The following is a 21,773-nucleotide window of genomic DNA, read 5'->3' as shown; positions in this document are numbered from 1 at the left end:
GTCATCGTCCGGCTCGACCGGACGATCCAGTATTCCAGAGACGGCTCTGATCGAATCGAGAGGCCGCGGCGTACTGGACGCCCACCCCAGTGCGCAAGTGCGCATAAGGCGGGCATGACAGCGTTCGTGCCACTACACCGCCCGCGCGTCGTAGGCGTACATGAACTCCATGCTTTTCGCGCCCAGCGGCAGCAGCCACTTCATCATCTGATTGCGGATCCACGCGCCGGTGGCGCTGAACTCGCGCTTGTTGTTGCCGTTGCGGCGGGCCATGGCGACGATCTTTTCCGTGCGCGGGCGCCGTTCGGCCTCGAAGGCCTGGAAGGTGGCGCCGAGCTCCCGGCCTTGCTGCATCAACCGGGCGAGGCGCATCGCATCCTCCAGCGCGAGCGAGGCGCCCTGGCCGGCATGGGGGCTGGTCGCATGGGCGGCATCGCCGATCAGCAACGAGCGCTTGCGCGACCAGGTCGGCAGGGTGGCGACGTCGAGCGTGTCGGTGACCACGATGTTCTCGGCTGCCTCGATGATGCCAGGGATCGGATCGTGCCAGCCGCGGTGGAAGCCGCGCAGGTGCTGCTTCAGCGTTGCATGGTCGAGCGCGCGAAACATCGCCGCGTCCATGCCGTGCGCGGGTTGCGTGCTCCACCACATCACGCCGTCGTTCGGATCGGGGCTGCAATAGCCGTAGCCGAAGAAGCCGCTCTGTCCGAACGTGGTTTCGACGTGCCGGCCGATCGGCCGGCCATCGAGGACGGCGTGCGGTACGAAGCCGCCGAAGCCGATCAGTCCGGTATCGAACGGCTGCGGCCCGTCCGGGACGACTTGGCGCCGCGTCACCGAGTGCACGCCGTCGGCGCCGATCACGAAGTCGCCTTCGGCCGTGGTACCGTCGGCGAAGTAGGCGATGATCGGCTGGTCGGCGCGATCCTCGATCTTGATCAGGCGCTTCTCGAAATAGAGCGAAACGCATGCGCACCAGGCCTTGTCGATCAGCATCTCGTTCAGCGTGGCGCGGCAGACATTGACCGCGGGCTGGCCGAAGCGCCGCGCCATGTCGCGATTGATCGAGCCGAGCCTCTCTCCGGCTTGCGAATAGAAGTCGAACGATTCCGCGATCGAGCCGCGGCTGATCAGCTCATTGGAAAGGCCAATCTCGTCCATGACTTGCATGCCGTTCGGCGCGATCTGAAGGCCGCCGCCGATGCCTTTCGAATAGGGCCAGCCTTCGTAGATCGCGGACTCGATGCCGGCGCGGCGCAGCAGGACCGCCGCGACGGGGCCGGCGATGCCGGCGCCGATGATCAGGGCCTTGCGAGGACGATAGGACATGGCTTGCTCCCGACGTTTCCGTGGTGCTAGGAGAATTACAGTCGCTAAATCTCTTAGTGACTAAGATATATATCGACTAAGATACGAGGTTTGCCTTGTCAAGGACGAAGGCGCGCGCCGCGCTGCTGCAGGAGCTCGAGGAGGCGATGCGCAGGTCGTCCGCGCAGGGCGTGCTTTATGGCCAGACCGTTGCGAACGTTGCCGGAATCGCCAATTCCGACCTCGAATGCATGGACATCCTGTACCTCGAAGGCCGCGTCACCGCCGGCCGGCTCGCCGAAGTCACGGGGCTCACGACCGGCGCCATCACCGGCGTGGTCGACCGGCTCGAAAAGGCGGGCCTGGTCCGTCGTGAGCGCGACGATGCCGATCGTCGCAAGGTCTTCATTGCCGTCGTGCCGGAGGCGATCGAAAGGCTCGGCCAGTTCTACGTGCCGATGCAGCAGGCGATGGAGAAGGTTTTTGGCGGCTATTCCGACCAGGAATTGCGCCTGCTGCTGCGCTTCGCCAATGAGGGCTACAAGGGCGTGCTCGCGGCGACCGCGGCGCTGAAGGGCCTGCTCGACACGCCGCCGGAGAAACGCCCCGATCTCAAGCTGAAGAAGCTTCGTCGCCAGACCTAGCCTTGTAGATCTGTGCAGCCGCGATCATGCCCCACATCGCGCCCAGCATCATCCAGAAGTGCCGCCAGTGGTCGGTGTCGATCACGAAGCTTTCGCCGACGGTGCCGACGAAGGCGGAGAACACCGCCAGATAAGCGCGCTGCCAGGGCACGGGCACGAAGATGTGCCTGACACCCATGATGACGGTCGTGAAGACCAGCGCGGGATAGCAGATGCCTGACAGCCAGCCGCCGGACATGAAGGCGTTGAGATAGGAGTTGTGGGTGTCCTCGGGGAAGAAGCGGTGGAATTGCAGAGGGCCGATGCCGAACGGCAGGTCGAGCGCCATCTCCGCTCCCAGGATGTGCCGCCCGAACCGGCCGAAGCGGCCTTCGTCATAGCTCTGATCGAAGCTCGCGCGCTGCTTGAACATCTCGGCGGTGGAATCGAACGACATCAACACCGCGATCAGCGCAAGGCCCAGCACCGCGGCCAGGATCGCCATGACGATGATACGCGAGCGTTGCGCGTTGGTGCGGCTGGTCAGCACCATCAGCGCCAGCATGAAGGCGGATGTCAGCACCAGCCCGCCCCAGGCGGCGCGGGAGAAAGCGAGCAGGATCGCCAGCGACATGATGCCGAAGGCGATGACGTTGCGAAACGCCTTGCCGAACTTGTCGGAGACGACGCTCTGCAGCGAGAACAGTGCCGGCAGGATCAGGAAGGCGCCGAGCACGTTCGGATCCTTGAAGGTGCCGCGCGCGCGTCCGTACAGCGTGAGGAGGTCGTCGCCGCCGGGAACCAGGTGGAAGTAGCCGGCGACCGCCGACAGCGAGGCGACCATCGCGCCGATCACGAGCCCGCGGCGGAGCATATCGAGCCGGGCGGCGGTGTCCTCCGACGTGACCATGGCGAAGAACACGACTGTGACCGCCATGTACCAGGAGGTCGCAATCCAGCTCACCACCTCGGACTGCTCGAACAGCGGGATCGCGCTGATCGTATAGCCGATATTGAGCAGGACCAGCATCAGCACCAGCGGCATCAAAGCGAGCCGCAGACGCAGTCCGGTGGCGAAGAAGGTGACGGTGGCCAGCAGCGTCACGATCTCGTAGGGGCTCGGCTCGATGAACACGATCGCGCCGGAGGCGCCGACCAGCCATACCAGCGCGCGCTGGAGCGCCAACACGCCGGGCGCAGCCCGAACCGCTGCATTCATCTCCCCGGCTGTTGCCGCATACGCCATCACACGCTCATACGTTTACGCAACTGGTACGCCACAAATACCGCTGTCATCGCCCGGCTTGACCGGGCGATCCAGTACTCCGCGGCGTCTATTGCGGAAGCGGCCGGCGCCGCGGAGTACCGGATGCCCCGCCCCAGTGCGCAACAGCGCACAAGGAGGGGCATGACGGAAAAATTCAACTCAATACGCGTTCTCGTTCTTGGTCAGCAGCGAGATCGGCGTCTTCAGCAGAATGACGAGATCGAACAGCACCGACCAGTTCTCGATGTAATAGAGGTCGAACTCGACGCGCTTCTGGATCTTCTCTTCGTTGTCGATCTCACCGCGCCAGCCGTTGATCTGGGCCCAGCCGGTGATGCCGGGCTTGACCCGGTGGCGGGCGAAATAGCCGTCGACGGCTTCGTCGAACAGGCGGCTCTGCAGCTTGCCCTGCACCGCATGCGGACGCGGGCCGACCAAAGAGAGATCGCCGGAGAAGACCACGTTGAAGAGCTGCGGCAGCTCGTCGAGGCTGGTCTTGCGGATGAAGCGGCCGACGCGGGTGACGCGCGAGTCGTTCTTGGTCACGACCTTCGAGGCCGTCGGATCGGCCTGATGATGGTACATTGAGCGGAACTTGTAGACGTCGATGCGCTCGTTGTTGAAGCCGAAGCGCTTTTGGCGGAACAGCACGGGTCCGGGGCTGTCGAGCTTCACGGCCAGCGCCACCAATCCCATCACCGGCAAGGCCACGAGCAGCGCGAGGGTGCCGACCACGCGGTCGAACAGCCATTTCATCACCAGGTCCCAGTCGGTGATCGGCGCCTCGAACACGTCCAGCGTCGGCACCTCGCCGATATAGGAATAGGAGCGGGGGCGGAAGCGCAGCTTGTTGGTGTGTGCGGAGAGGCGGATGTCCACCGGCAGCACCCAGAGCTTCTTCAGCATCTCCAGGATGCGCGTCTCGGCGGAGATCGGCAGCGCGAACAGCACGAGATCGACGCGGGTGCGGCGGGCGAATTCGACGATGTCGTCGACCTTGCCGAGCTTGCGCGCGCCGGCACAGGTGTCGAGCGCGCGGCTGTCGTTGCGGTCGTCGAACACGCCGAGCACATGGATGTCGGAATCCTCCTGCTGCTTCAGCGCCTCGACCAATTGTTCGCCGTTGCGGTCGGAGCCGACGATGATGGTGCGGCGGTCGAGCCGGCCCTCGCGCCCCCAGGCGCGCACCAGCGAGCGCAGCACCAGACGCTCGCAGAGGAGCGCGGCGAGCCCGAGGACGTAAAAGGCGGCAAGCCAGAGCCGCGATATTTCGCTGCCGAACTTGGCGAAGAAGGAGATGCCGATGAACAACAGGAAGACGAACGACCAGGACGAGATCATCCGCGTCATCTGCCGGAGCTGACCGCGGAACAACTGCACCTGATAGATGTCGGCGGCTTGGAAACAGACCACGGCGGAGACCGCGACGGCGATGATCTGCGCGGGATAGATCCAGCTGAACGAGCCGGCGTGCGGCATGACATAGCCGAGATAGAGTACAATGCCGACGAGGCTCAGCAGCGCGAAATCGGCGAGGCGCACGAAGCCGGTGATCACGATCGGCGAATAGGCGCGGGCGACCTTCTGGTTGACGACGTCGAGCGCGGCGGCCGAGAGCCGTTGACGCCGCTCCACAAAGGGCCGGTCAGCCGGCTTCGCCGCGGCGCTGGTCGCGGCATCGAGCATCGAGCGTGCGTTGAGCGGTTCCACGGGCGTCCACGTCCATTCCAAAAACCCGCGGGCCACGTCCTTGCGTCCCGGGCGAGCATCCCCTGGCGCTTGGGTTATCGGACAAATCGGAAGATTCTCTAAAGCGGGTCTTAAGAATGGTTAGTGATTGGTAAATGCGTCGCGATAGCCCGCGAGCACGCCCTCGACCATCGCCTGCTGCGAGAAATGCGCGGAGATGCGCTCGCGAAGCGACAAGGCGCGCTGCGCTGTTCCCAGCGGATTGTCGAGCGCGGCCGCGATCGCCTCCGCCATGGCTTCCGCGTTGCTCGGCGCAAACAGAGCCGGGTTCTCCGCGCCGAAAATCTCGGGAATGCCGCCGATCTTGGACGCAATCATCGGTATCCCGGCGGCACCGGCCTCGATCACGACATAGGGCATGGAATCGCCACGCGAGGGAACGACCAGCAGCCGCCCCTTGGAAAAGCCGTAGCGTGCCTTGACGTGACCGATGAAGCGGATGGCGCTGGAGAGGCCGAGCCTCTCGACTTGCGCTTTGAGCGCCGCGGTCTCCTCGCCGTCACCGCCGAGCGTCAGCGTGACCTTCTTACCGCCCTCGTGCAGGCGCGCCACCGCGTCGACCAGCAGATCGGCGCCCTTGATGTGCCTGAACTCACCGACATAAGCGAGGTCGGTGGCGTCGTCGGCCATGACGACAGGTTCGAATTCCTCCGGCGTCACGCCGTTGAAGACGCAATGCACCACGCCCTTCGGCTTGCCGACGATGCGCTGATAGGTGTCGCGGGCAAACGCGCTTTCGAACAGGAACAGGTCGGTCGCGTCCATCAGCGCACGCTCGAGCCGCGCGTAAAACTCGCCCTTGAGGGTGTTGAGGGGATAATGCAGCGAGCCGCCATGCGGGGTGTAGATGCGGATGGTGTCGTCGGATCGCCGCCGCATGCGGATGAAAGCGCCGGCCTTGGCGCCGTGGCCATGCATGACGTCGGGCTTGAGCGTGGCGATCAGGCGCCGCAAGCGGAACCAGACCAGCACATCGTCGGGCGACGGTTCGCGGCGGATCGCCATCCGGTGCACGCCGAGCTTCAGCCGCGGTGCGAGCTCGGCAAGGGCCTTGTCGGCGCGCTCACCGCCGGTGAGACTGTCGGCGAGGATGCCGACATGATGGCCACGATCGACCTGGCCGTTGGCGACGTCGAGGATGTGGCGGAAGATGCCGCCGACCGGAGCGCGCACGGCGTGCAGGATGCGAAGCGGCTGGTCGGGAGAGGGGGGCATGATCAAAACCAGCGCTCGACGGCGAATGCTCGAACAATCTGACGAAATATCGAGACGGATTAAGAGGCCTCGTGGTTAACAAACGGTGACGGACGCACCTGCGCGAGCCGCCCGACGCTGCGATTAACCCAGCGGCAACCTTAATGGAGTGTAATCGCCCTGGTTGAGGTAGGTTCGTGGCGTTGCGCCTGCGGGAGTGTTCGATGCGTTTAGCGTTCTGGCGTGCCGGCAAGGACAAGGCGGTGGTCAAGCGGGCTGTCTCGAAGGCAGCAGCCAAGCGGGCTGAACTCGAGTCCAGCTTTGAAGCAAAGCCTGCGCCCGTTGCTCCGCGGCCGGCGCCAGTCGAATCCGGCGACATCGACCTGCACGCGCTCGGCGCGGCATTGGCGCGCAAGCGCGGCTGGATCATCGTTCCGACGGTGCTGGCGCTCGTCGCATCCATCGCAATCGTCAATCTCATCACGCCGCGCTACAAGTCTGAATCCCGTATCCTGATCGACGGCCGTGAGAACGTGTTTCTGCGGCCCAATAGCGATCGCGCCGAGGAACGGCAGGCGCTCGACGCCGAAGCCGTCACCAGCCAGGTGCAGCTCGTGCTGTCGCGCGATCTCGCGCGCGAGATCATCAAGAAGAACAAGCTTGCGGAGCGGCCCGAGTTCGATCCGGTGCTGCAAGGCGTTTCGCCGCTGAAGTCTCTTGCGGCGCTGGTCGGCATCGGCCGCGATCCGTTCTCGATGACGCCGGAAGAGCGGGTGCTGGACGCCTATTACGAGCGCCTCCAGGCCTACGCTGTCGACAAGTCACGCGTCATCGTGATCGAATTCCAGTCTGCCGATCCCGATCTCGCCGTGCGCGTCGCCAATTCGATCGCCGACGGCTATCTCGTGCTCCAGCAGGATGCGCGCCAGGACCAGGCCCGAAACGCCAGCCAGTGGTATGCCGGCAGGATCGACGAGCTGCGACGGAATGTCTCCGAGGCCGAAGCGAAGGCCGAGGACTTCCGCTCCAAGTCGAGCCTGTTCGTCGGCACCAACAACACGACGCTATCGAACCAGCAGATGGGCGAGGTCAACACCCAGCTCAACAATGCGCGCGCGCTCAAGGCCGATGCCGAGTCCAAGGCGCGCCTGATCCGCGAGATGATCCAGAGCGGCAAACCGATCGAATCGTCGGAAATCTTGAACTCGGAATCGATGCGCACGCCTTCGCAGCAGCGCGTGGCGTTGCGGGCCCAGCTGGCCGAGCAATCGTCGACGTTGCTCGGCAACCATCCGCGCATCAAGGAGTTGAAGGCGCAGCTCGCCGACCTCGACACCCAGATCCGCGACGAGGCCGCCAAGCTCGCCCGCACGCTCGAAAACGATGCGCGCGCCGCCAGCGGGCGCGTTCAGGAATTGTCGGCGAGCCTCGAGCAGCTCAAGAAGCAGGCGACGGCCACCAACGGCCAGGACGTGCAGCTCCGCGCCCTCGAGCGTGAGGCCAAGGCGCAGCGCGACCTGCTCGAAACCTATCTCGCGAAGTACCGTGAGGCCAACACCCGCGAGACCATCGACACCGCGCCGACGGATGGCCGCATCATCTCGCGCGCCGTCGTCTCGAACACGCCGGCCTATCCGAAGAAGCTGCCGATCGTGCTGATCGCGACGATCGCGACACTGCTGCTCTCGTCCGGCGTCGTCGTCACCGGAGAGTTGTTGCGCCAGACCGCGCCCCGTGCGGTGGCGGTGTTCACGCCAGCCCTGACGCGGGCGTCGGCTCGCCAGGAACAAATCGTCCAACCGGAGGTCGTCGAGCCCTTCGCCGATCCGGTCGTCGATCCCGTCATGGCAGAACCCGCGCCGCTGCAGCCGGAGATGACGGCCGATGCCGATGTCGCCGAATTCGCGGAGATCGAGCATCTGGCCGACAGCCTGCGCGCCGCCGGAGCCATGGCGAAGAAGGTCACGGTGCTCGGCACTGCGAGCGGCGAAGCCATCACGCTGTCGACCCTGACATTGGCCCGGCACCTGGCGCGCGATGCGCGGGTCGTCGTGGTCGATCTCGCCGCGTCCTCGCCGACCATGGCCGCCGTGTCCGTCGATGCCTCGGCACGCGGCCTCGCCGAACTGATGCAGGGCGAGGCGTCGTTCGCGCAGATCATCACCCGGGACAAGCTCTCGCGGCTGCATCTGGTCATGGCAGGCCGCCCCGGCTTCGATCGCAGCCTGTTGCAGTCGCCCCGCGTGACGCTCGCGATCGACGCGCTGCTGCGCGCCTACGACCACGTGCTGCTCGATGCCGGCAGTGCCTCCGACCTTCCTGCGGAGCTCCTGACGGCGAATGCCCGCGCCGTCGTCGTGCCCGACGCGTCGATGGCGCCGGATGCGCGCGCACTGATGTGCGAGCAGCTCAGCGCCGTCGGATTCAATGAAGTGACGATGCTGAGCAGGTCCGTGCAGCCGTCGGATGCGAGGGACGCGCCGCGCGTCGTGGCGGCGTAGGCGTTTCTTACCCTCTCCCCCTGTGGGAGAGGGTGGCTCGCCGCGATAGCGGCGAGACGGGTGAGGGGTCTCTCTCCGCGCGTGCCTCTCGCATTTTGACTTGCTGATACAACCCCTCATCCGGCGCTTCGCGCCACCTTCTCCCACAAGGGGAGAAGGTGGGCAGTCGTGCAATGGCGAGAGCTACCCGAACGCTCGCCGCAGCCGCTGCGCCAGGTCGAACAACATCTGGTTCTGTTTCACCAGCCGCTTGCCGTGGCTCAGCGAGGACATCGCCATGGCCGCGAGCTTTCCGCGTGACGTCAGCGGAACGAAACTGTCGAAGATGTCCTGGTCGTCCTTGCAGAACATCCGCTTGTACTCGTCCGAGCCGATGCCGAGGTCGAGCGAGCGGTAGCCGCGCTCGGCGCAGCGGTCGATGATGTAGCGCATCAGGATCAGCCCGGGGCTGTAGCGGGCGTGCTCGGACATCGTGTAGGTGTTGAACATCATCGAGAAGCGCTGGCCGTCGGCGACGCCAGCGAAGATTGCGATCACCTCGTCGTCGCATTCGAGCGCGTGGATGTCGATGACGCGGCCGTCGCCGCGTGGTGCAAGGCAGGCGCTGCGGACGAATTGCTCGACGCCGGGCTCTGCGAAGACGTTGGGCAGCTTCTGTTCGGCCATCCGAGCCGGCTTGATACGGAAGAACCAGTCGAGCAGGCGGGTGATGTCCGCATCGGTGGTCGCCAAATGATAGCGATGGCCGGCGAGCGCCTGGAGCTTCTTCTCCTTGCTCTTGAGGCGGCGGCGGAAGGAGTTGCTGATCCGCGATGCCGGCGGACCGCCCGGTTCCATCGTGAGCAGCGGGCAGCCGTTGATCGCGCTTTGGCGTGGCAAATGCGCGAACGGGTTCTGCTGGTCGTTCCAGTGCAGCGGCTGCTGCGTCAGTGCGAGCACGTCGGCATGTTCGTTGAGCGGCGCAAGCAGCGCGTCGAGATCACCGCTGGCGACCTGCGCTGCAAATTCGGCGTTCCACAAGCCCATGTTGAAGGTCGTATGCTTGCCGCCCATGAAGCAGGCGGTGCGCACGCCGTGGCTTTGGCGCAGCGAGAGCGGCAGCAGCAGCAGCGGCCGATGCTCGGAGTCGCGGGCAATGACGATAAAGGGGCGGGCGCGTTCCTGCTCGCCGACCAGACGCTGCCAGGGACTGAGCAGATCAAATCGCTGATAGGGCGTGAAGAGATGACCGGGCTGCTCGAAGGCGCGCCAGACGGCCTCGGCCGCGCCGAGATCGGTCACGATATCGACATGCGCGATGCGGCCCGCTTTCGACTGCGCTGGCAATTCTGCCGTCCGGCTTTGCATCGCCGCAGCCATGGTCATTCGCGAACCTGTCGAGAAATCAAAAATATGCGTAATTCGGCCTGTGGCCGACCTTTGCAAAGAAATGTCAACAAAGGGTAATGACTACAAGAGGGGACCGGCCGCCGACGGGCGCGAGGTGGGACATTGGCATCCGACGACAGATGGCTGGAACGGCTGCGACTTGAGCTGACCTGGTTCACGGGCCAGGCTGCGCTGCGCAGTCGTGGAGCCGGCGCCATCCTGCGCTTTGCGCATGTGCGGTCGCGCCGGCGCGGCGGGTTTCAGCCGCTGCGCGAGAACGAGATCACGCCGCATTTCCTCGATCGCGCCATTCGCGCGCTGAAGCGGTGGAACTATGATTTCGTCGGCATGGACGAGGTCTGCCGGCGCGCGGTGACGCTGTCGGAACAGCGGCGCTTCGTGGCACTCACCTTCGACGGCGCCGGCAAGGATCTGATCGACTTTGCCTATCCGGTGCTGGCGCGCCACGCCGTGCCCTTCACGATCTATGTGCCCACGGCGTTTCCCGACGGCGTCGGTGAGGCCTGGTGGCTCGGACTCGAACAGGTGATCGCGCGCGAGAGCCGTGTCAGTCTCTTGATGGGCGAGAAGGAGCAGCGCTTCACTGTGACTGGCAACGCGGAGAAGCAGGCGCTGTTTTCGTTCCTCGAGGCCTGGCTGCGCTCGCTGCCGCCGGCGGATGTGTCGGCTGCGATCGCAGACCTCTGCACGCGCTACCGGGTCGACCTTGCCGCGCTCTCACGCGAGGCATCGATGAATTGGGAGGATCTGGCAAGGCTTTCGGCCGATCCGCTGGTGACAATCGGCAGTGCGACCGTGAACTATCCCGTTCTCGCCAACATGAAGGATGCGGCCGCACTGCGCGAGATGACGATGGGCAAGGCGGTGGCGGAGGCGGCCTTCGATCGCGACATCCGGCATCTCGCCTTTCCGTTCGGTGATCGCGCCTCGTTCCGGCGCAGCCATGTCATCATGGCGGAGGAGGCGGGCTTTGCCAGCGCGGTGACGACGATCCCGGGCGTGGTGGACGCGGAGGGACGCACCAATCTGCGCGCGCTGCCGCGCATTTCCTGGGACGGCCGGGTGCGCTCGCTGCGCATGATGCGGGTGCTGGTGTCGGGGGTCGCTTTTGCGCCGGTGAAGCCGACTGGCACTGCTGGGACCTAGAAGCGCTACGAACTGGAAGCGCTACGAACTCGACTTGGCCCGGTCCGGCCGCTGCATCCAGCTCACGATCGGCATCGCCGGCAGCACCCAGCCCATGCCGACCACCACGTAGTAGATCGCCTGCCGCCAGCCGGATTCGGCGATCCACGGCATCTGCGCCAGCGCCATGCCGAGCAGTGCCCAGACGGTGGCGAGCACCAGGAGCAGGATGGTGCCGAGGAACTTGCGAGTGCGGATCGTCATGACGGAATATCGCGGCTTTCGCGTAACTTGCGCTGCGGGAGCGGGGGACTATAAGGGGCACGCAGTCCGGTTCAAGCTCTGGTTTTGCCTCGAATGACGACGAATTCCGCCCCGTCCGAGCCGTATCGCGCCGTGCGCTGGTGGCTGATCTCAGTGGCTGCGCTGATCGCGCTGATGGTGCTGGTCGGAGGCGCAACGCGGCTGACGGAATCCGGGCTCTCGATCGTCGAGTGGAAGCCGGTCACGGGCAGCGTGCCGCCACTTTCGGAAGCGCAGTGGACGGCGGCCTTCGAGGCCTACAAGACGATCCCGCAATATCGCGAACTCAACGCCGGCATGAGCCTGTCCGAGTTCAAGGAGATCTTCTGGTGGGAATGGAGCCATCGGCTGCTCGGCCGTTTCATCGGCGTCGCCTATCTGTTGCCGTTCCTGTTCTTCCTCTGGCGCGGCGGCCTGTCCGGTGAGTTGAAGCGGCGGCTGTGGCTATTGTTTGGGCTCGGCGGCCTCCAGGGCGCGGTCGGCTGGTGGATGGTGGCCTCGGGGCTGTCCGAACGCGTCGAGGTGTCGCAATATCGGCTGGCGACACATCTTATGCTCGCGCTCGTGATCTTCGCCGGCATCGTCTGGACGGTGCGGCGGCTCGCCGGGCGTCCGCAGATCGCAGCATCGTCGCGGCTGCGCTTTACCAGCGCCTTGCTCCTCGCGGTGACCTTTATCCAGATCTATTTTGGTGCTCTGGTTGCGGGCCTGCGCGCCGGCCGCGCCTACAACACCTGGCCGCAGATCGACGGCGCGTTCATTCCCTCAGGGGAGCGGCTGTGGTTCGAGACGCCGTGGTGGCGCAACATGTTCGACAATGTGCTGACGGTGCAGTTCGAGCACCGGATGACGGCCTATGCGCTGTTCGCGCTGGCGGCGTTGCACGCGTTCGACGCCGTGCGTTCACGCGCGGGTTCGGCGGCAAGCGGCGCGCTTTTGCTGCTGGGCGCGGTCAGCCTGCAAGCATTGCTCGGCATCCTCACGCTGCTCAACCAGGTGCCGATCGATCTCGCGCTCGCGCATCAGGCAGTCGCCATCGTGGTGCTGACGCTTGCGGTGATGCAGACAGAGCGGCTCGCGACGCGTGGCGCAACCGAAGCGCAGCCGCGCGCCGTTCCCGTCGGTCAGGCCGGCTGATCGGATCTGCTCTTCAGCAATAGCCGTAGATGCCGCACGAGTAGGGCAGGCGCCAGAAATAATCGACCTGCTTCCCGCCGTAATACGCGCCCTGGTAATCGTAGTCCCAGGGGCGGCCGTAATAGCCCGGCAGCGTGTGCGAGCCCGGCAGCAGTGGCGTACCCGGTAAATTGCGGATGTAGCTGCCGATGCCGTAGGCCGGCGAGATCAGCGCATCCGGATCGGTCTCGACATAGACCTGCGGCAGTTCCTGCGGCGGAGCGGCGGCCCGCCGCCTCGGCGTGGCCGGCAGATCGGCGGCGAACGCAGCTGAGACTGTCAACATCGCCGCAAGGGCAGGCACCATCCAGCGCAGCATCGTCGGCTCCGAATCAAAGGGGGCGATCCAGTGACGATGTATGCGGCAGATATGGTTAATGACTGTTAACTGGAGCCGGACTCCCGGGGCACATCAAAGCGCCCCGGAATGTCCAGGACAGCTACGTGCCCAGTGCCTGTTCCAGATCGGCGATCAAATCTTCCTTGTCCTCGATGCCGATCGAGAGCCGCACCACGTCGGGGCCGGCGCCGGACTTGACCTTGGCGGCGTCGTCGAGCTGGCTGTGCGTGGTCGAGGCCGGATGGATGACCAGCGAGCGGGTGTCGCCGACATTGGCCAGATGCGAGAACAGCTGCAACTTCGACACCAGGCTGACGCCGGCATCGTAGCCGCCCTTCAGGCTGAAGGTGAACACGGCGCCGGCACCCTTCGGCGCGTATTTGCGCGCGAGCTGGTTGTACTTGTCGCTTGCAAGGCCCGCATAGTTCACCGCGGCCACCGCCGGATGGCCGGCGAGGAATTCGGCGACCGCTTTCGCGTTGTCGCAGTGCTTCTGCATACGCAGCGGCAATGTCTCGATGCCGGTGAGGATCATGAAGGCGTTGAATGGCGACAGCGCGGGTCCGAGGTCGCGCAGGCCGAGCACGCGGCAGGCGATCGCGAAGGCGAAATTGCCAAACGTCTCCTGCAGCCGGATGCCGTGATATTCGGGCCGCGGCTCCGATAACATCGGATATTTGCCGCCGGTCGACCAGTCGAAAGTGCCGGCATCGACGATGATGCCGCCGATCGAATTGCCGTGGCCGCCGAGAAATTTCGTCAGCGAGTGCACGACGATGTCGGCGCCGTGGTCGATCGGGCGGATCAGATAGGGTGAGGCCAGCGTATTGTCGACGATGAGCGGTACGCCCGCCTTGCGCCCCACCGTCGAGATCGCCTCGATGTCGGTGATGCTGCCGGCGGGATTGGCGATGGACTCGATGAAGATCGCTTTCGTGCGCGGCGTGACCGCGCGTTCGAAGCTCGCGATGTCGTCGGGATCGGCCCACACCACGTTCCAGCCGAAGCTCTTGAACGCGTGGGTGAACTGGTTGATCGAGCCGCCATAAAGCTTTCGCGCGGCGATGAACTCGTCGCCGGGCTGGAGCAATTGCTGCAACACCACGACCTGCGCGGCATGGCCCGAGGCCACCGCCAGCGCGGCCGTGCCGCCTTCGAGCGCCGCGACGCGCTCTTCCAGCACGGCGTTGGTGGGATTGCCGATGCGGGTATAGATGTTGCCGAAGGCCTGCAGGCCGAACAGAGAGGCGGCGTGGTCGGCGTCGTTGAAGACGAACGACGTCGTTTGATAGATCGGAGTCGCGCGCGCACCAGTGGTGGGATCGGGCTGTGCACCGGCATGCACGGCGAGGGTCGAAAATCCCGGAAGGCGATCGCTCATTGAGGGCGTCCTGTTCTCGTGGTCTGAAATCGCGCGGCATGCTGATTGGCGCCGCGGCTGCCGTCAAGGCGCGGCTTCACATCGAAACGATCGTGCTACGCATTGTCGCGTTCGCGAAATGAAACCTTCGCAATTGCGTCAGCTTTGCTCGGTCTTGTTTTTGGCGGCGCGGTCCGATGCCGCAGTGTCGCCGCCGCCGACACTCATCCGATTGAGGGATAGCCGCATGCCCTGCGTCGGCACCGGAGCGCGTTTCGAGCTCAGCGTGCGTGAATTGACGCCCATCCACGAGATCTCCGACGACAGGCGGCCATATTCGATCTTGGGGCAGCGGTTCATCACCACCTTGATACCGACCGATTCCGCCTTCAGCGCCGCCGCATCGTCGCGCGCCCCCAACTGCATCCAGATCACCATCGGCAGCGGATCGAGCGTGAGGGCTTCCTCGACCACGGGCATGATGTGGCTGGAGTTGCGGAAAATGTCGATCATGTCGACGGGACGGCCGATGTCGGACAGCGAGGCGACGAAGGGTTTTCCGAGCAGCTCCTTGCCGACATGGCCGGGATTGACTGGGATCATGTCGTAGCCACGCTGGGCCAGATATTTGAACGCGAAATAGCTCGGCCGCACGTTGGCCGGCGAGGCGCCGACCATCGCGATCGATTTCACGTTGTTGAGGATGCCCCGGATGTAATTGTCGGGATAGGCGTCGTGGTTCATTGGCTCATCTTTTCGGGCTCACGCCGTCATTGCGAGGAGCGAAGCGACGAAGCAATCCAGTCTGTCTCCGAGGAGGGATTCTGGATTGCTTCGCTTCGCTCGCAATGACGAATTACTCATCCCGCCATGTCGGCGTGCGCTTCTCGATGAAGGCGCCGATGCCTTCCTCGGCGTCGCGCGCCATCATGTTCTCGGTCATCACCTCTGCCGCATAGCGATAGGCATCTGCAAGGTTCATCTCGGCCTGGCGGTAGAACGCCTCCTTGCCGAGCTTGACGGTATAGGCGGATTTCAGCGCGACCTGTTCGGCGAGCGCAATGGCGGCATGGCGCTCGTTGCCGGCGGCGACGACACGATTGACGAGCCCGATCTCGCGGGCGCGTGCGGCCGGGATCGGCTCGCCTGTCAGCAACATCTCCATCGCCTGCTTGCGCGGCACATTGCGCGACAGCGCCACCATTGGCGTCGAGCAGAACAGGCCGATGTCGACGCCGGGAGTGGCGAAGTGTGCTGCTTCCGAGGCGATCGCGAGATCGCAGCTTGCCACGAGTTGGCAGCCGGCCGCGGTCGCGATGCCCTGGACGGATGCGACCACGGGCTTGGGCAGGTGCACGATCGCCTGCATCATCGCGCTGCAGGCGGTCATCATCTCGGCGAAGAAGGCACGGCCCCGATCCGGATCGGCGCGACGCGCGGTCAGCTCCTTCATGTCGTGGCCGGCGGAGAAGGCGGGACCGTTGGCCGCGATCACGACGCCGCGGACGGTCTTGTCGTCGCGGATCTCGTTGAGCTCGGCGTGCAGGCTTGCGATCATCGCCGCCGACAGGCTGTTGCGGGCGGTCGGGCGGTTGAGGGTCAGGACCGCGATAGGGCCGACGGTCTCGCGCAGCAGGATCGGCAGTTGCGGGGAGGGGGCGCGGGCGGCCTGGACGGACATCAAAGCGTTTCCGGTTGGATTTTTGCGATTGGATGACGCAGATAACTTAATGTAACAGGGGACGTGAAGCGAGGGTGAGGGGCAGCATGGCGTTAGCGAAAATGAGCGTGGCGGAGCTCGAGCAGTTCCTCCGCAACGAGTTTCCCCAGGCCTTCAGCGGCGACGACATCACGATCGAGAGCGCGGACGGTCAGGCCTGCCTTTTGCGTCAGCGCTATAGCGAAAAGATGCTGCGGCCGGGTGGAACCGTGTCCGGCCCGACCCTGATGGCGCTCGCCGATTTCGCGATGTACGTGGTGCTGTTGTCCGCGATCGGGCCGATCGGGCTCGCGGTGACCACCAATCTCAACATTAACTTCCTGCGCAAGGGCCAGCCCGGGCAGGACGTGCTGGCGGAGGCGCGGCTGCTCAAGCTCGGCAAGCGCCTCGCAGTCGGTGAGGTGAAGCTATTGTCCGGCACCTCGCCCGACCCGATTGCGCATGTCACCTCGACCTATTCCATTCCAAACGTTTGAACTTTTTACGGGTATCTTAATACCATATTTCTAAGTCGTTGATATTGAACAAGTAAATTCCGCCTTTGGGCATTGACCGCGGCGCCTCTGTTCTCTAGAAAACCGCCAGTCCGGTGCGGTGTTCGCGCCGATGCTCCCCGTTCACGGAAACTCTGACATGAAAACCTTTTCGGCAAAGCCGGCTGAGGTGACGAAGAAGTGGGTACTGATCGACGCCAAGGGTCTGGTCGTCGGCCGTCTCGCCACCATCGTCGCCATGCGCCTGCGCGGCAAGCACCTCCCGACCTACACCCCGCACGTTGATTGCGGCGACAACATCATCATCATCAACGCGCAGCATGCGGTTCTCACCGGCCGCAAGCGCGAGCAGAAGACCTATTACAAGCACACCGGCTATGTCGGCCACGTCAAGGAGCGCACCGCGCGCCAGATCCTGGAGGGCAAGCATCCCGAGCGCGTGCTCGAGAAGGCCGTCGAGCGCATGATCCCGCGTGGCCCGCTCGGTCGCGTCCAGATGGGCAACCTCCGCGTCTATGGCGGCGCCGATCATCCGCACGAGGCCCAGACGCCCGAGAAGATCGACATCGCCAAGTTGAACCGCAAGAACACGAGGGCCGCATAACATGGCCGAATCCATCCAGTCGCTCGACCAGCTCTCGCAGCTCAAGACGGCGGCCGCGCCCGACGCGCCCAAGCACGAGAAGAAAGTCGACAAGTTCAACCGCGCCTATGCAACCGGCAAGCGCAAGGACGCGGTCGCCCGCGTCTGGATTAAGCCAGGCGCCGGCAAGGTCACGGTCAACGCGCGCGAGGTCGAGGTCTATTTCGCCCGTCCCGTGCTGCGCATGATGATCGAGCAGCCGTTCTCCGTGGCCGCGCGGTCCGGCCAGTATGACGTGATCTGCACCGTCGCCGGCGGTGGTCTGTCCGGCCAGGCCGGTGCCGTCCGTCACGGCATCTCCAAGGCACTGACCTATTTCGAGCCGGAGCTGCGCACCGTGCTCAAAAAGGGCGGCTTCCTCACCCGCGACTCCCGCGTGGTCGAGCGCAAGAAGTACGGCAAGGCCAAGGCCCGCCGGTCCTTCCAGTTCTCGAAGCGTTAATCGCATCGGTCGCATTCGTCGCGAAAGCGGCTTCAATGAAATGCAAAAGGGCGCTGATTTCAGCGCCCTTTTTGCTGTTCGTTTGTATGCAAATTGATGACGTGTTTCCTGAAAACTTGGGCTCGCATGAAAACCTGAATGGAACCCGCGGGACATAGCGTCGCTTTTGGAAGGGCGCGCAAATCGGTTGATCCGATCGCGTAACTGCTATGTCTAGAAGGGGGCCGACATGATGTCGCTCGATAGCATCACGCTCTATTTGGTCGCCACCATGGTCGCCGCACTGCTCGGCGCCATGATGGTGTTTTTCGGAAGGCAGGAGAATAGCGCTGCGCTGAAATGGTGGGGCACCGCCTATCTCCTCGGCGCCGCATCGGTCGCGCTCTGGACGGCGGCGGGCGACAGATTGGGGCCGCATCTTTACCTTGCGCTGAACGCGGTCGGCTTCGTCGCGTGCGGCATGGTGTGGAATGCGGCGCGCGTCTTCCACGGCCGCAAGCCGAATTGGCCGGGTCTCCTGGTCGGCGCGCTCGCCTGGGTCGCTGCCGCCACGTTGCTCGATCCCGCCGCGTCCATGCTGCGCATGATCGTCGGCGCCGGCATCGTGTCGGTCTATGCGGCGTTGACCGCCAGCGAGCTCTGGGTCGAGCGACGCAAGAGCCTGCAACGGCGCTGGCCGGCCTTCGTGGTGCCGGTGATGCACGGCTGCGTCTTGATGCTGCCGATCGTGCTCGGCAGCTTCCTGCGTCCGCACGATGCGGGTTTCGCCAGCAGCATCTGGGTCACCGTGTTCGCGGTCGAGCTCGTGCTTTATGCCGTCGGCACCGTGTTCGTGATCTTCATGCTGGTGTCCGAGCGCACCGTCACCGCGCACCGGACCGCCGCCTCCACCGATCCGCTGACCGGCATGCTCAACCGCCGCGGCTTCTCGGAAGCCTGCGGGCGCGTGATCGAGCGCGAGGCAAAGGCCGGACGTCCCGTGACCGTGATGATCTTCGATATCGATCATTTCAAGTCGATCAACGACCGGTTCGGCCATCCCGCCGGCGACGAGATGCTGAAACTGTTCTCGACCGTCGTCGTCAGCAATCTGCGCATCAGCGACATGTCGGGTCGCATCGGCGGCGAGGAGTTCGCCGCCCTCCTGCCGTGTTCGCTCGAGGAGGGCGTGCTGGTCGCTGAGCGCGTGCGCGAGGCCTTCGAGACCTCCGGCGTCGTCGTCGACGAGGGCCCGGTCGACACCACCGTCAGCATCGGCGTCGCCGGCGGTCCGGCCGGCACCGAGCTCGAAGTGCTGCTGGCCTCGGCCGACACCGCGCTCTACCAGGCCAAGCGCGGCGGCCGAAACCGCGTCGAGTCGGCGGAGGAGCTGCCACTGTCGCTGGAGAACTGGCGCCGCCAGAGCGCCGCGCGGATCGGCGTGCCCAACACGCAGTCCAAAGCGCAGCCGGCGACCGCCTAGGCAAAGGAGGCCTCGCGGTAATCCCCTGTTTACCATTCGATCCCTACCATTGCGGTCATGGAATCGATCCGTCGACAGAACCCGCAGACCGCCTTGATGTCGCTCGAAGCCGCGGCGACTTCGGCACGCGGCGGCTTCGCGTGCCTGTTCTCGACCGCGGACGAATACGAGAGCGCGCTGATCACCGAGCGCCGCGCCCAGGGGCGCTACACGCAAGGCCGCAATTACTGGCCGCTCGCGCTGTTCGCCGGTTGTGCGCTGATGGTGGTGGGCACCGTTCTGCTGCTCGCCTGAGTGATCTGCATTCTTGGACCGGGCAGGGCGCCGTTTCGGCGCCTTTTTCTTTGTCGCGGGCTGCGGTAGACACGCCCATCGAACAAAATGGGTGGAAACAGATGATCACCGAGATCGCGCAAATCGACGTCAAGCCGGGCAGCGAGAAGGATTTTGAGGCCGCCGTTGCCAAGGCGAAGGCCGCTTTCGGCCGCTCCAAGGGTTTTCACGGTTTCGAGCTGCACAAGTCGATCGAGAAGCCGCAGCGCTATCGTCTGATGGTGAAGTGGGAGACGCTCGAGAACCACACCGTCGATTTTCGCGGCTCCGAGAATTTCACCGAATGGCGCGGCCTCGTCGGCCAGTATTTTGCGGCACCGCCTGAGGTGGAGCACACCGAAACCGTGCTCATCACCTGAGGCGGCTCAGGCCGCCTCCGCCAGAGGCGGCGCTTCATACGTCTTGAAATGGTCGATCACGACTTTGGCGATGGCGACCAGTGGCAGCGCCAGCGCCAGGCCCCAGATCCCGAACACGACGCCGAGCAGGATCTGGAACGCGAACAGCGTGGCCGGCGGAATGTCCAGTGCCTGCCGCTGCAGCAGGGGCGTCAGCACGTAGCTCTCCATGGCGTGGACGCCCATGAAGAGGAGAAACGCCGACAGCGCCGGAATCCATCCTGAGGCGAGGCTCGCCAGCACGACCACGACGCCGGCTATGATGGCGCCGACGGTCGGAATGAAGCCGAGCAGTCCCGCCTGAATCCCGAGAATGAAGGAGCCCGGGATGCCGATGATGAGAAGCCCGATCCAGGTTACCGCGCCGACCGCGAGCATGACGATCATCTGTGCGATCAGCCATCGTTCAAGTGTCTCGCTGACGCGGTCGATGATGACGGCCGTGCGCGCGCGATGTTTTGCAGGCGCGATGAACAGCAATCCCTCGCGATAGACGCTGGGTTGGGCGGCGAAGGCGACTCCCAGAAACAGCACGATGAAGATGTTTCCCACGCCGTGGATGGTGCCAAGCAGCAGCTTGAACGTCTGGCTCACGATCGCCCCGCCGCTGGAGGCAAGGGCGCCTGCGCCGGGTATTGCCCCGCGCGACGCCGTGCCGGCCGACGGCGTCGGCTCCGGTTGCGCGTCGGGAGACGAACCGGGTCCGGAGCTCCCGAAATCGAAGAAGCTGGTGTCGATGCCGTGATTGTCCAGGAATGATTTGACGTTGCCGATCTGGGATTTGATGGTTTTGCTGAGTCCCGCCGCCTGATCGGCGATGGTGGCGCCGCCGAGATATGCGATGCCCGCGAGCATCAGCGCGAGGGCCAAGCAGACGATCGCGAGCCGCAGCGTATGCGGAAGACGCGCGTGCCGGCCAAGCGCGTTGGTCAGCGCGTTGAGCCCAAGGCCCAGCAGCACCCCGGCGAAGATCAGGAGCAGGGTGGTGGCGAAGTACCAGGAGAACGCGAGCAGCACGGCGAACAGCACCACACCGATGCCGCCGACCGAAATGCCCCAAGCCAGATCAAAACGGGTCGGGGGTCGTTCATTCGGGAATGTGATCACGCAATGTCCTTTAGGTGGACCGGGGGGCACTCTTTCGACAAACACGCTTTTGATCAAGACCGCGTCAACGCGCTGGTTTGACGCTGCCGTATGAACGGTGCAGACCGACGAGGAGAGAACAGGTGGGGCGCGCTTGAGTTTCATCAGCAAATGGGTGGGTCTGCTCGGGCTTCTGGCCGTGCTCGTGATTGGCGACCAGATCCGGATCAATCGGCCCGGTCACAAATATCGCCTCGCGGTCGAGGTGACGACGCCTGACGGGATCAAGACCGGGTCGGGCATTCTGTCCGTCGTGCCCGATCGCGGCTATAGCCGGGGCGGCCGCACCACGATGCGCGGCGAGGCCGTGTTCGTCGACCTCGGCCGGGGAAAGAATGTGGTGGCATTGCTCGCGCATCAGCAGGGCGCGAAGCTCGATCTCGACGACATCAACTATGTCGCGCTCCGCGCTTATGGCGCTGCGCGAGGCAACCGCGTCTCGTTCAACGAGCTCAACCGGCAGACCGGCGTCGTCGCGGTGCAGGGCGACCTAATGCCCGTGCTGGTGAGCTTTGGCGATCCCCTGGACCCTACGACCGCGCGCCTTGTCGCCGGCGACCATGTGGAGGCGGTGCTGGGCGACGGTTACGCACTCCGTGGCCTTACCGCCGAAACAGTGCCCAACGGGCTTTGGCCGATCGATTTCGGTGGCGCGCTCGGGGAGCCCGTGACGCGCGGAATCGAGACGAAACTGCCCTGGTTGGCTGCGCCGGGCGACCCGGCGGCGACCGCGCTGAAGATCGCCGGCCTGCCCCTTGGCGGCGCGATCGTGGCCCGGGAGGCATTTGCGCGAAAATAGC

General features: G+C 64.7%; 22 protein-coding genes. 11 read left to right on the top strand and 11 right to left on the bottom strand.

The window, feature by feature from the left end:
- Positions 1-132: 132 nt before the first annotated feature.
- Positions 133-1,329: an FAD-dependent monooxygenase gene (locus IVB42_RS16305; protein WP_018455134.1), complete on the bottom strand. Its 1,197-nt coding sequence runs from the start codon at positions 1,327-1,329 to the stop codon at positions 133-135.
- 146 nt (positions 1,330-1,475) lie between these two features.
- Between IVB42_RS16305 and IVB42_RS16300 the strand changes: the two genes are divergently transcribed.
- Positions 1,476-1,952: a MarR family transcriptional regulator gene (locus tag IVB42_RS16300; RefSeq protein WP_051112981.1), complete on the top strand. Its 477-nt coding sequence runs from the start codon at positions 1,476-1,478 to the stop codon at positions 1,950-1,952.
- Here IVB42_RS16300 and IVB42_RS16295 read toward each other — a convergent pair.
- From IVB42_RS16295 to IVB42_RS16285, 3 genes are all read right to left on the bottom strand, one after another.
- Positions 1,921-3,177: an O-antigen ligase family protein gene (locus tag IVB42_RS16295; protein WP_026232883.1), complete on the bottom strand. Its 1,257-nt coding sequence runs from the start codon at positions 3,175-3,177 to the stop codon at positions 1,921-1,923. The genes IVB42_RS16300 and IVB42_RS16295 overlap by 32 nt on opposite strands.
- Positions 3,178-3,357: 180 nt before the next feature.
- On the bottom strand, positions 3,358-4,908 hold the full coding sequence (locus IVB42_RS16290; protein WP_018455131.1) for an undecaprenyl-phosphate glucose phosphotransferase: 1,551 nt from the start codon (positions 4,906-4,908) through the stop codon (positions 3,358-3,360).
- Positions 4,909-5,028: 120 nt separating this feature from the next.
- Positions 5,029-6,162: a glycosyltransferase family 4 protein gene (locus IVB42_RS16285; RefSeq protein WP_026232882.1), complete on the bottom strand. Its 1,134-nt coding sequence runs from the start codon at positions 6,160-6,162 to the stop codon at positions 5,029-5,031.
- 203 nt (positions 6,163-6,365) lie between these two features.
- On the opposite strand from IVB42_RS16285, the gene IVB42_RS16280 reads away from it, so the two are divergent.
- Positions 6,366-8,642 (top strand): exopolysaccharide transport family protein, encoded by a 2,277-nt coding sequence (locus tag IVB42_RS16280; protein ID WP_018455129.1) that lies wholly within the window; start codon positions 6,366-6,368, stop codon positions 8,640-8,642.
- Between the two features lie 183 nt (positions 8,643-8,825).
- On the opposite strand, the gene IVB42_RS16275 is transcribed toward IVB42_RS16280, so the two are convergent.
- Positions 8,826-10,007 (bottom strand): GNAT family N-acetyltransferase, encoded by a 1,182-nt coding sequence (locus IVB42_RS16275; RefSeq protein ID WP_018455128.1) that lies wholly within the window; start codon positions 10,005-10,007, stop codon positions 8,826-8,828.
- Between the two features lie 126 nt (positions 10,008-10,133).
- Here IVB42_RS16275 and IVB42_RS16270 point away from each other — a divergent pair, with 126 nt between their 5' ends.
- Positions 10,134-11,177 carry a polysaccharide deacetylase family protein gene (locus IVB42_RS16270; protein WP_018455127.1) on the top strand — a complete coding sequence of 348 codons (1,044 nt, stop codon included), beginning with the start codon at positions 10,134-10,136 and terminating at the stop codon, positions 11,175-11,177.
- A gap of 21 nt (positions 11,178-11,198) precedes the next feature.
- Here the strand turns inward: IVB42_RS16270 and IVB42_RS16265 are convergent, their stop codons facing one another.
- Positions 11,199-11,420 carry a DUF2842 domain-containing protein gene (locus IVB42_RS16265; RefSeq protein ID WP_007603477.1) on the bottom strand — a complete coding sequence of 74 codons (222 nt, stop codon included), beginning with the start codon at positions 11,418-11,420 and terminating at the stop codon, positions 11,199-11,201.
- Positions 11,421-11,513: 93 nt separating this feature from the next.
- On the opposite strand from IVB42_RS16265, the gene IVB42_RS16260 reads away from it, so the two are divergent.
- Positions 11,514-12,596, top strand: a complete 1,083-nt coding sequence (locus tag IVB42_RS16260; protein ID WP_018455126.1) for a COX15/CtaA family protein — start codon at positions 11,514-11,516, stop codon at positions 12,594-12,596.
- A gap of 13 nt (positions 12,597-12,609) precedes the next feature.
- On the opposite strand, the gene IVB42_RS16255 is transcribed toward IVB42_RS16260, so the two are convergent.
- From IVB42_RS16255 to IVB42_RS16240, 4 genes are all read right to left on the bottom strand, one after another.
- Positions 12,610-12,954, bottom strand: a complete 345-nt coding sequence (locus IVB42_RS16255) for a hypothetical protein (protein WP_018455125.1) — start codon at positions 12,952-12,954, stop codon at positions 12,610-12,612.
- A 121-nt stretch (positions 12,955-13,075) separates the two neighbouring features.
- Positions 13,076-14,356 (bottom strand): O-acetylhomoserine aminocarboxypropyltransferase, encoded by a 1,281-nt coding sequence (locus tag IVB42_RS16250; RefSeq protein WP_018455124.1) that lies wholly within the window; start codon positions 14,354-14,356, stop codon positions 13,076-13,078.
- Positions 14,357-14,494: 138 nt separating this feature from the next.
- Positions 14,495-15,079 (bottom strand): CoA-binding protein, encoded by a 585-nt coding sequence (locus IVB42_RS16245; RefSeq protein WP_018455123.1) that lies wholly within the window; start codon positions 15,077-15,079, stop codon positions 14,495-14,497.
- 112 nt (positions 15,080-15,191) lie between these two features.
- Positions 15,192-16,016, bottom strand: a complete 825-nt coding sequence (locus tag IVB42_RS16240) for an enoyl-CoA hydratase (RefSeq protein WP_018455122.1) — start codon at positions 16,014-16,016, stop codon at positions 15,192-15,194.
- A gap of 86 nt (positions 16,017-16,102) precedes the next feature.
- Here IVB42_RS16240 and IVB42_RS16235 point away from each other — a divergent pair, with 86 nt between their 5' ends.
- The 6 genes from IVB42_RS16235 to IVB42_RS16210 all read left to right on the top strand — a co-directional run bounded on the left by IVB42_RS16235 (position 16,103) and on the right by IVB42_RS16210 (position 19,788).
- Entirely contained in the window at positions 16,103-16,531 is a 429-nt protein-coding gene (locus tag IVB42_RS16235) for a PaaI family thioesterase (protein WP_007603483.1), read from the top strand.
- 157 nt (positions 16,532-16,688) lie between these two features.
- Positions 16,689-17,153 carry a 50S ribosomal protein L13 gene (gene rplM / locus IVB42_RS16230; protein WP_018455120.1) on the top strand — a complete coding sequence of 155 codons (465 nt, stop codon included), beginning with the start codon at positions 16,689-16,691 and terminating at the stop codon, positions 17,151-17,153.
- A gap of 1 nt (position 17,154) precedes the next feature.
- Complete coding sequence (gene rpsI / locus IVB42_RS16225; RefSeq protein WP_007603485.1) at positions 17,155-17,634, top strand: 30S ribosomal protein S9; 480 nt, start codon at positions 17,155-17,157, stop codon at positions 17,632-17,634.
- Positions 17,635-17,863: 229 nt separating this feature from the next.
- Positions 17,864-19,096, top strand: a complete 1,233-nt coding sequence (locus IVB42_RS16220) for a GGDEF domain-containing protein (protein ID WP_018455119.1) — start codon at positions 17,864-17,866, stop codon at positions 19,094-19,096.
- Positions 19,097-19,153: 57 nt separating this feature from the next.
- A complete protein-coding gene (locus tag IVB42_RS16215; protein WP_018455118.1) occupies positions 19,154-19,390 on the top strand; it encodes a hypothetical protein in 237 nt (78 codons plus the stop codon).
- Between the two features lie 101 nt (positions 19,391-19,491).
- The gene (locus IVB42_RS16210; protein WP_018455117.1) at positions 19,492-19,788 is read left to right on the top strand and encodes an antibiotic biosynthesis monooxygenase family protein; all 297 of its coding nucleotides are present in this window, start codon (positions 19,492-19,494) and stop codon (positions 19,786-19,788) included.
- Positions 19,789-19,794: 6 nt separating this feature from the next.
- On the opposite strand, the gene IVB42_RS16205 is transcribed toward IVB42_RS16210, so the two are convergent.
- On the bottom strand, positions 19,795-20,931 hold the full coding sequence (locus IVB42_RS16205; RefSeq protein WP_039799329.1) for an AI-2E family transporter: 1,137 nt from the start codon (positions 20,929-20,931) through the stop codon (positions 19,795-19,797).
- Positions 20,932-21,067: 136 nt separating this feature from the next.
- Between IVB42_RS16205 and IVB42_RS16200 the strand changes: the two genes are divergently transcribed.
- The gene (locus IVB42_RS16200; RefSeq protein ID WP_026232881.1) at positions 21,068-21,772 is read left to right on the top strand and encodes a hypothetical protein; all 705 of its coding nucleotides are present in this window, start codon (positions 21,068-21,070) and stop codon (positions 21,770-21,772) included.
- Position 21,773 lies beyond the last annotated feature (1 nt).

This window comes from Bradyrhizobium sp. 45, assembly GCF_023073155.1.
GTDB classification, from domain to species: domain Bacteria; phylum Pseudomonadota; class Alphaproteobacteria; order Rhizobiales; family Xanthobacteraceae; genus Bradyrhizobium; species Bradyrhizobium canariense_D.
The sequence above is the reverse complement of the archived record's forward strand: the minus strand, read 5'-3'. Positions and strand labels throughout refer to the sequence as shown.

Excerpts from the sequence above, each read along its gene's own strand:
- IVB42_RS16305 (WP_018455134.1), bottom strand. The coding sequence starts at position 1,329 with ATGTCCTATCGTCCTCGCAAGGCCCTGATCATCGGCGCCGGCATCGCC.
- IVB42_RS16300 (WP_051112981.1), top strand. The coding sequence starts at position 1,476 with ATGCGCAGGTCGTCCGCGCAGGGCGTGCTTTATGGCCAGACCGTTGCG.
- IVB42_RS16295 (WP_026232883.1), bottom strand. The coding sequence starts at position 3,177 with ATGGCGTATGCGGCAACAGCCGGGGAGATGAATGCAGCGGTTCGGGCT.
- IVB42_RS16285 (WP_026232882.1), bottom strand. The coding sequence starts at position 6,162 with ATGCCCCCCTCTCCCGACCAGCCGCTTCGCATCCTGCACGCCGTGCGC.
- IVB42_RS16280 (WP_018455129.1), top strand. The coding sequence starts at position 6,366 with ATGCGTTTAGCGTTCTGGCGTGCCGGCAAGGACAAGGCGGTGGTCAAG.
- IVB42_RS16275 (WP_018455128.1), bottom strand. The coding sequence starts at position 10,007 with ATGACCATGGCTGCGGCGATGCAAAGCCGGACGGCAGAATTGCCAGCG.
- IVB42_RS16265 (WP_007603477.1), bottom strand. The coding sequence starts at position 11,420 with ATGACGATCCGCACTCGCAAGTTCCTCGGCACCATCCTGCTCCTGGTG.
- IVB42_RS16260 (WP_018455126.1), top strand. The coding sequence starts at position 11,514 with ATGACGACGAATTCCGCCCCGTCCGAGCCGTATCGCGCCGTGCGCTGG.
- IVB42_RS16255 (WP_018455125.1), bottom strand. The coding sequence starts at position 12,954 with ATGCTGCGCTGGATGGTGCCTGCCCTTGCGGCGATGTTGACAGTCTCA.
- IVB42_RS16250 (WP_018455124.1), bottom strand. The coding sequence starts at position 14,356 with ATGAGCGATCGCCTTCCGGGATTTTCGACCCTCGCCGTGCATGCCGGT.
- IVB42_RS16245 (WP_018455123.1), bottom strand. The coding sequence starts at position 15,079 with ATGAACCACGACGCCTATCCCGACAATTACATCCGGGGCATCCTCAAC.
- IVB42_RS16240 (WP_018455122.1), bottom strand. The coding sequence starts at position 16,016 with ATGTCCGTCCAGGCCGCCCGCGCCCCCTCCCCGCAACTGCCGATCCTG.
- IVB42_RS16235 (WP_007603483.1), top strand. The coding sequence starts at position 16,103 with ATGGCGTTAGCGAAAATGAGCGTGGCGGAGCTCGAGCAGTTCCTCCGC.
- rplM (WP_018455120.1), top strand. The coding sequence starts at position 16,689 with ATGAAAACCTTTTCGGCAAAGCCGGCTGAGGTGACGAAGAAGTGGGTA.
- rpsI (WP_007603485.1), top strand. The coding sequence starts at position 17,155 with ATGGCCGAATCCATCCAGTCGCTCGACCAGCTCTCGCAGCTCAAGACG.
- IVB42_RS16220 (WP_018455119.1), top strand. The coding sequence starts at position 17,864 with ATGATGTCGCTCGATAGCATCACGCTCTATTTGGTCGCCACCATGGTC.
- IVB42_RS16215 (WP_018455118.1), top strand. The coding sequence starts at position 19,154 with ATGGAATCGATCCGTCGACAGAACCCGCAGACCGCCTTGATGTCGCTC.
- IVB42_RS16210 (WP_018455117.1), top strand. The coding sequence starts at position 19,492 with ATGATCACCGAGATCGCGCAAATCGACGTCAAGCCGGGCAGCGAGAAG.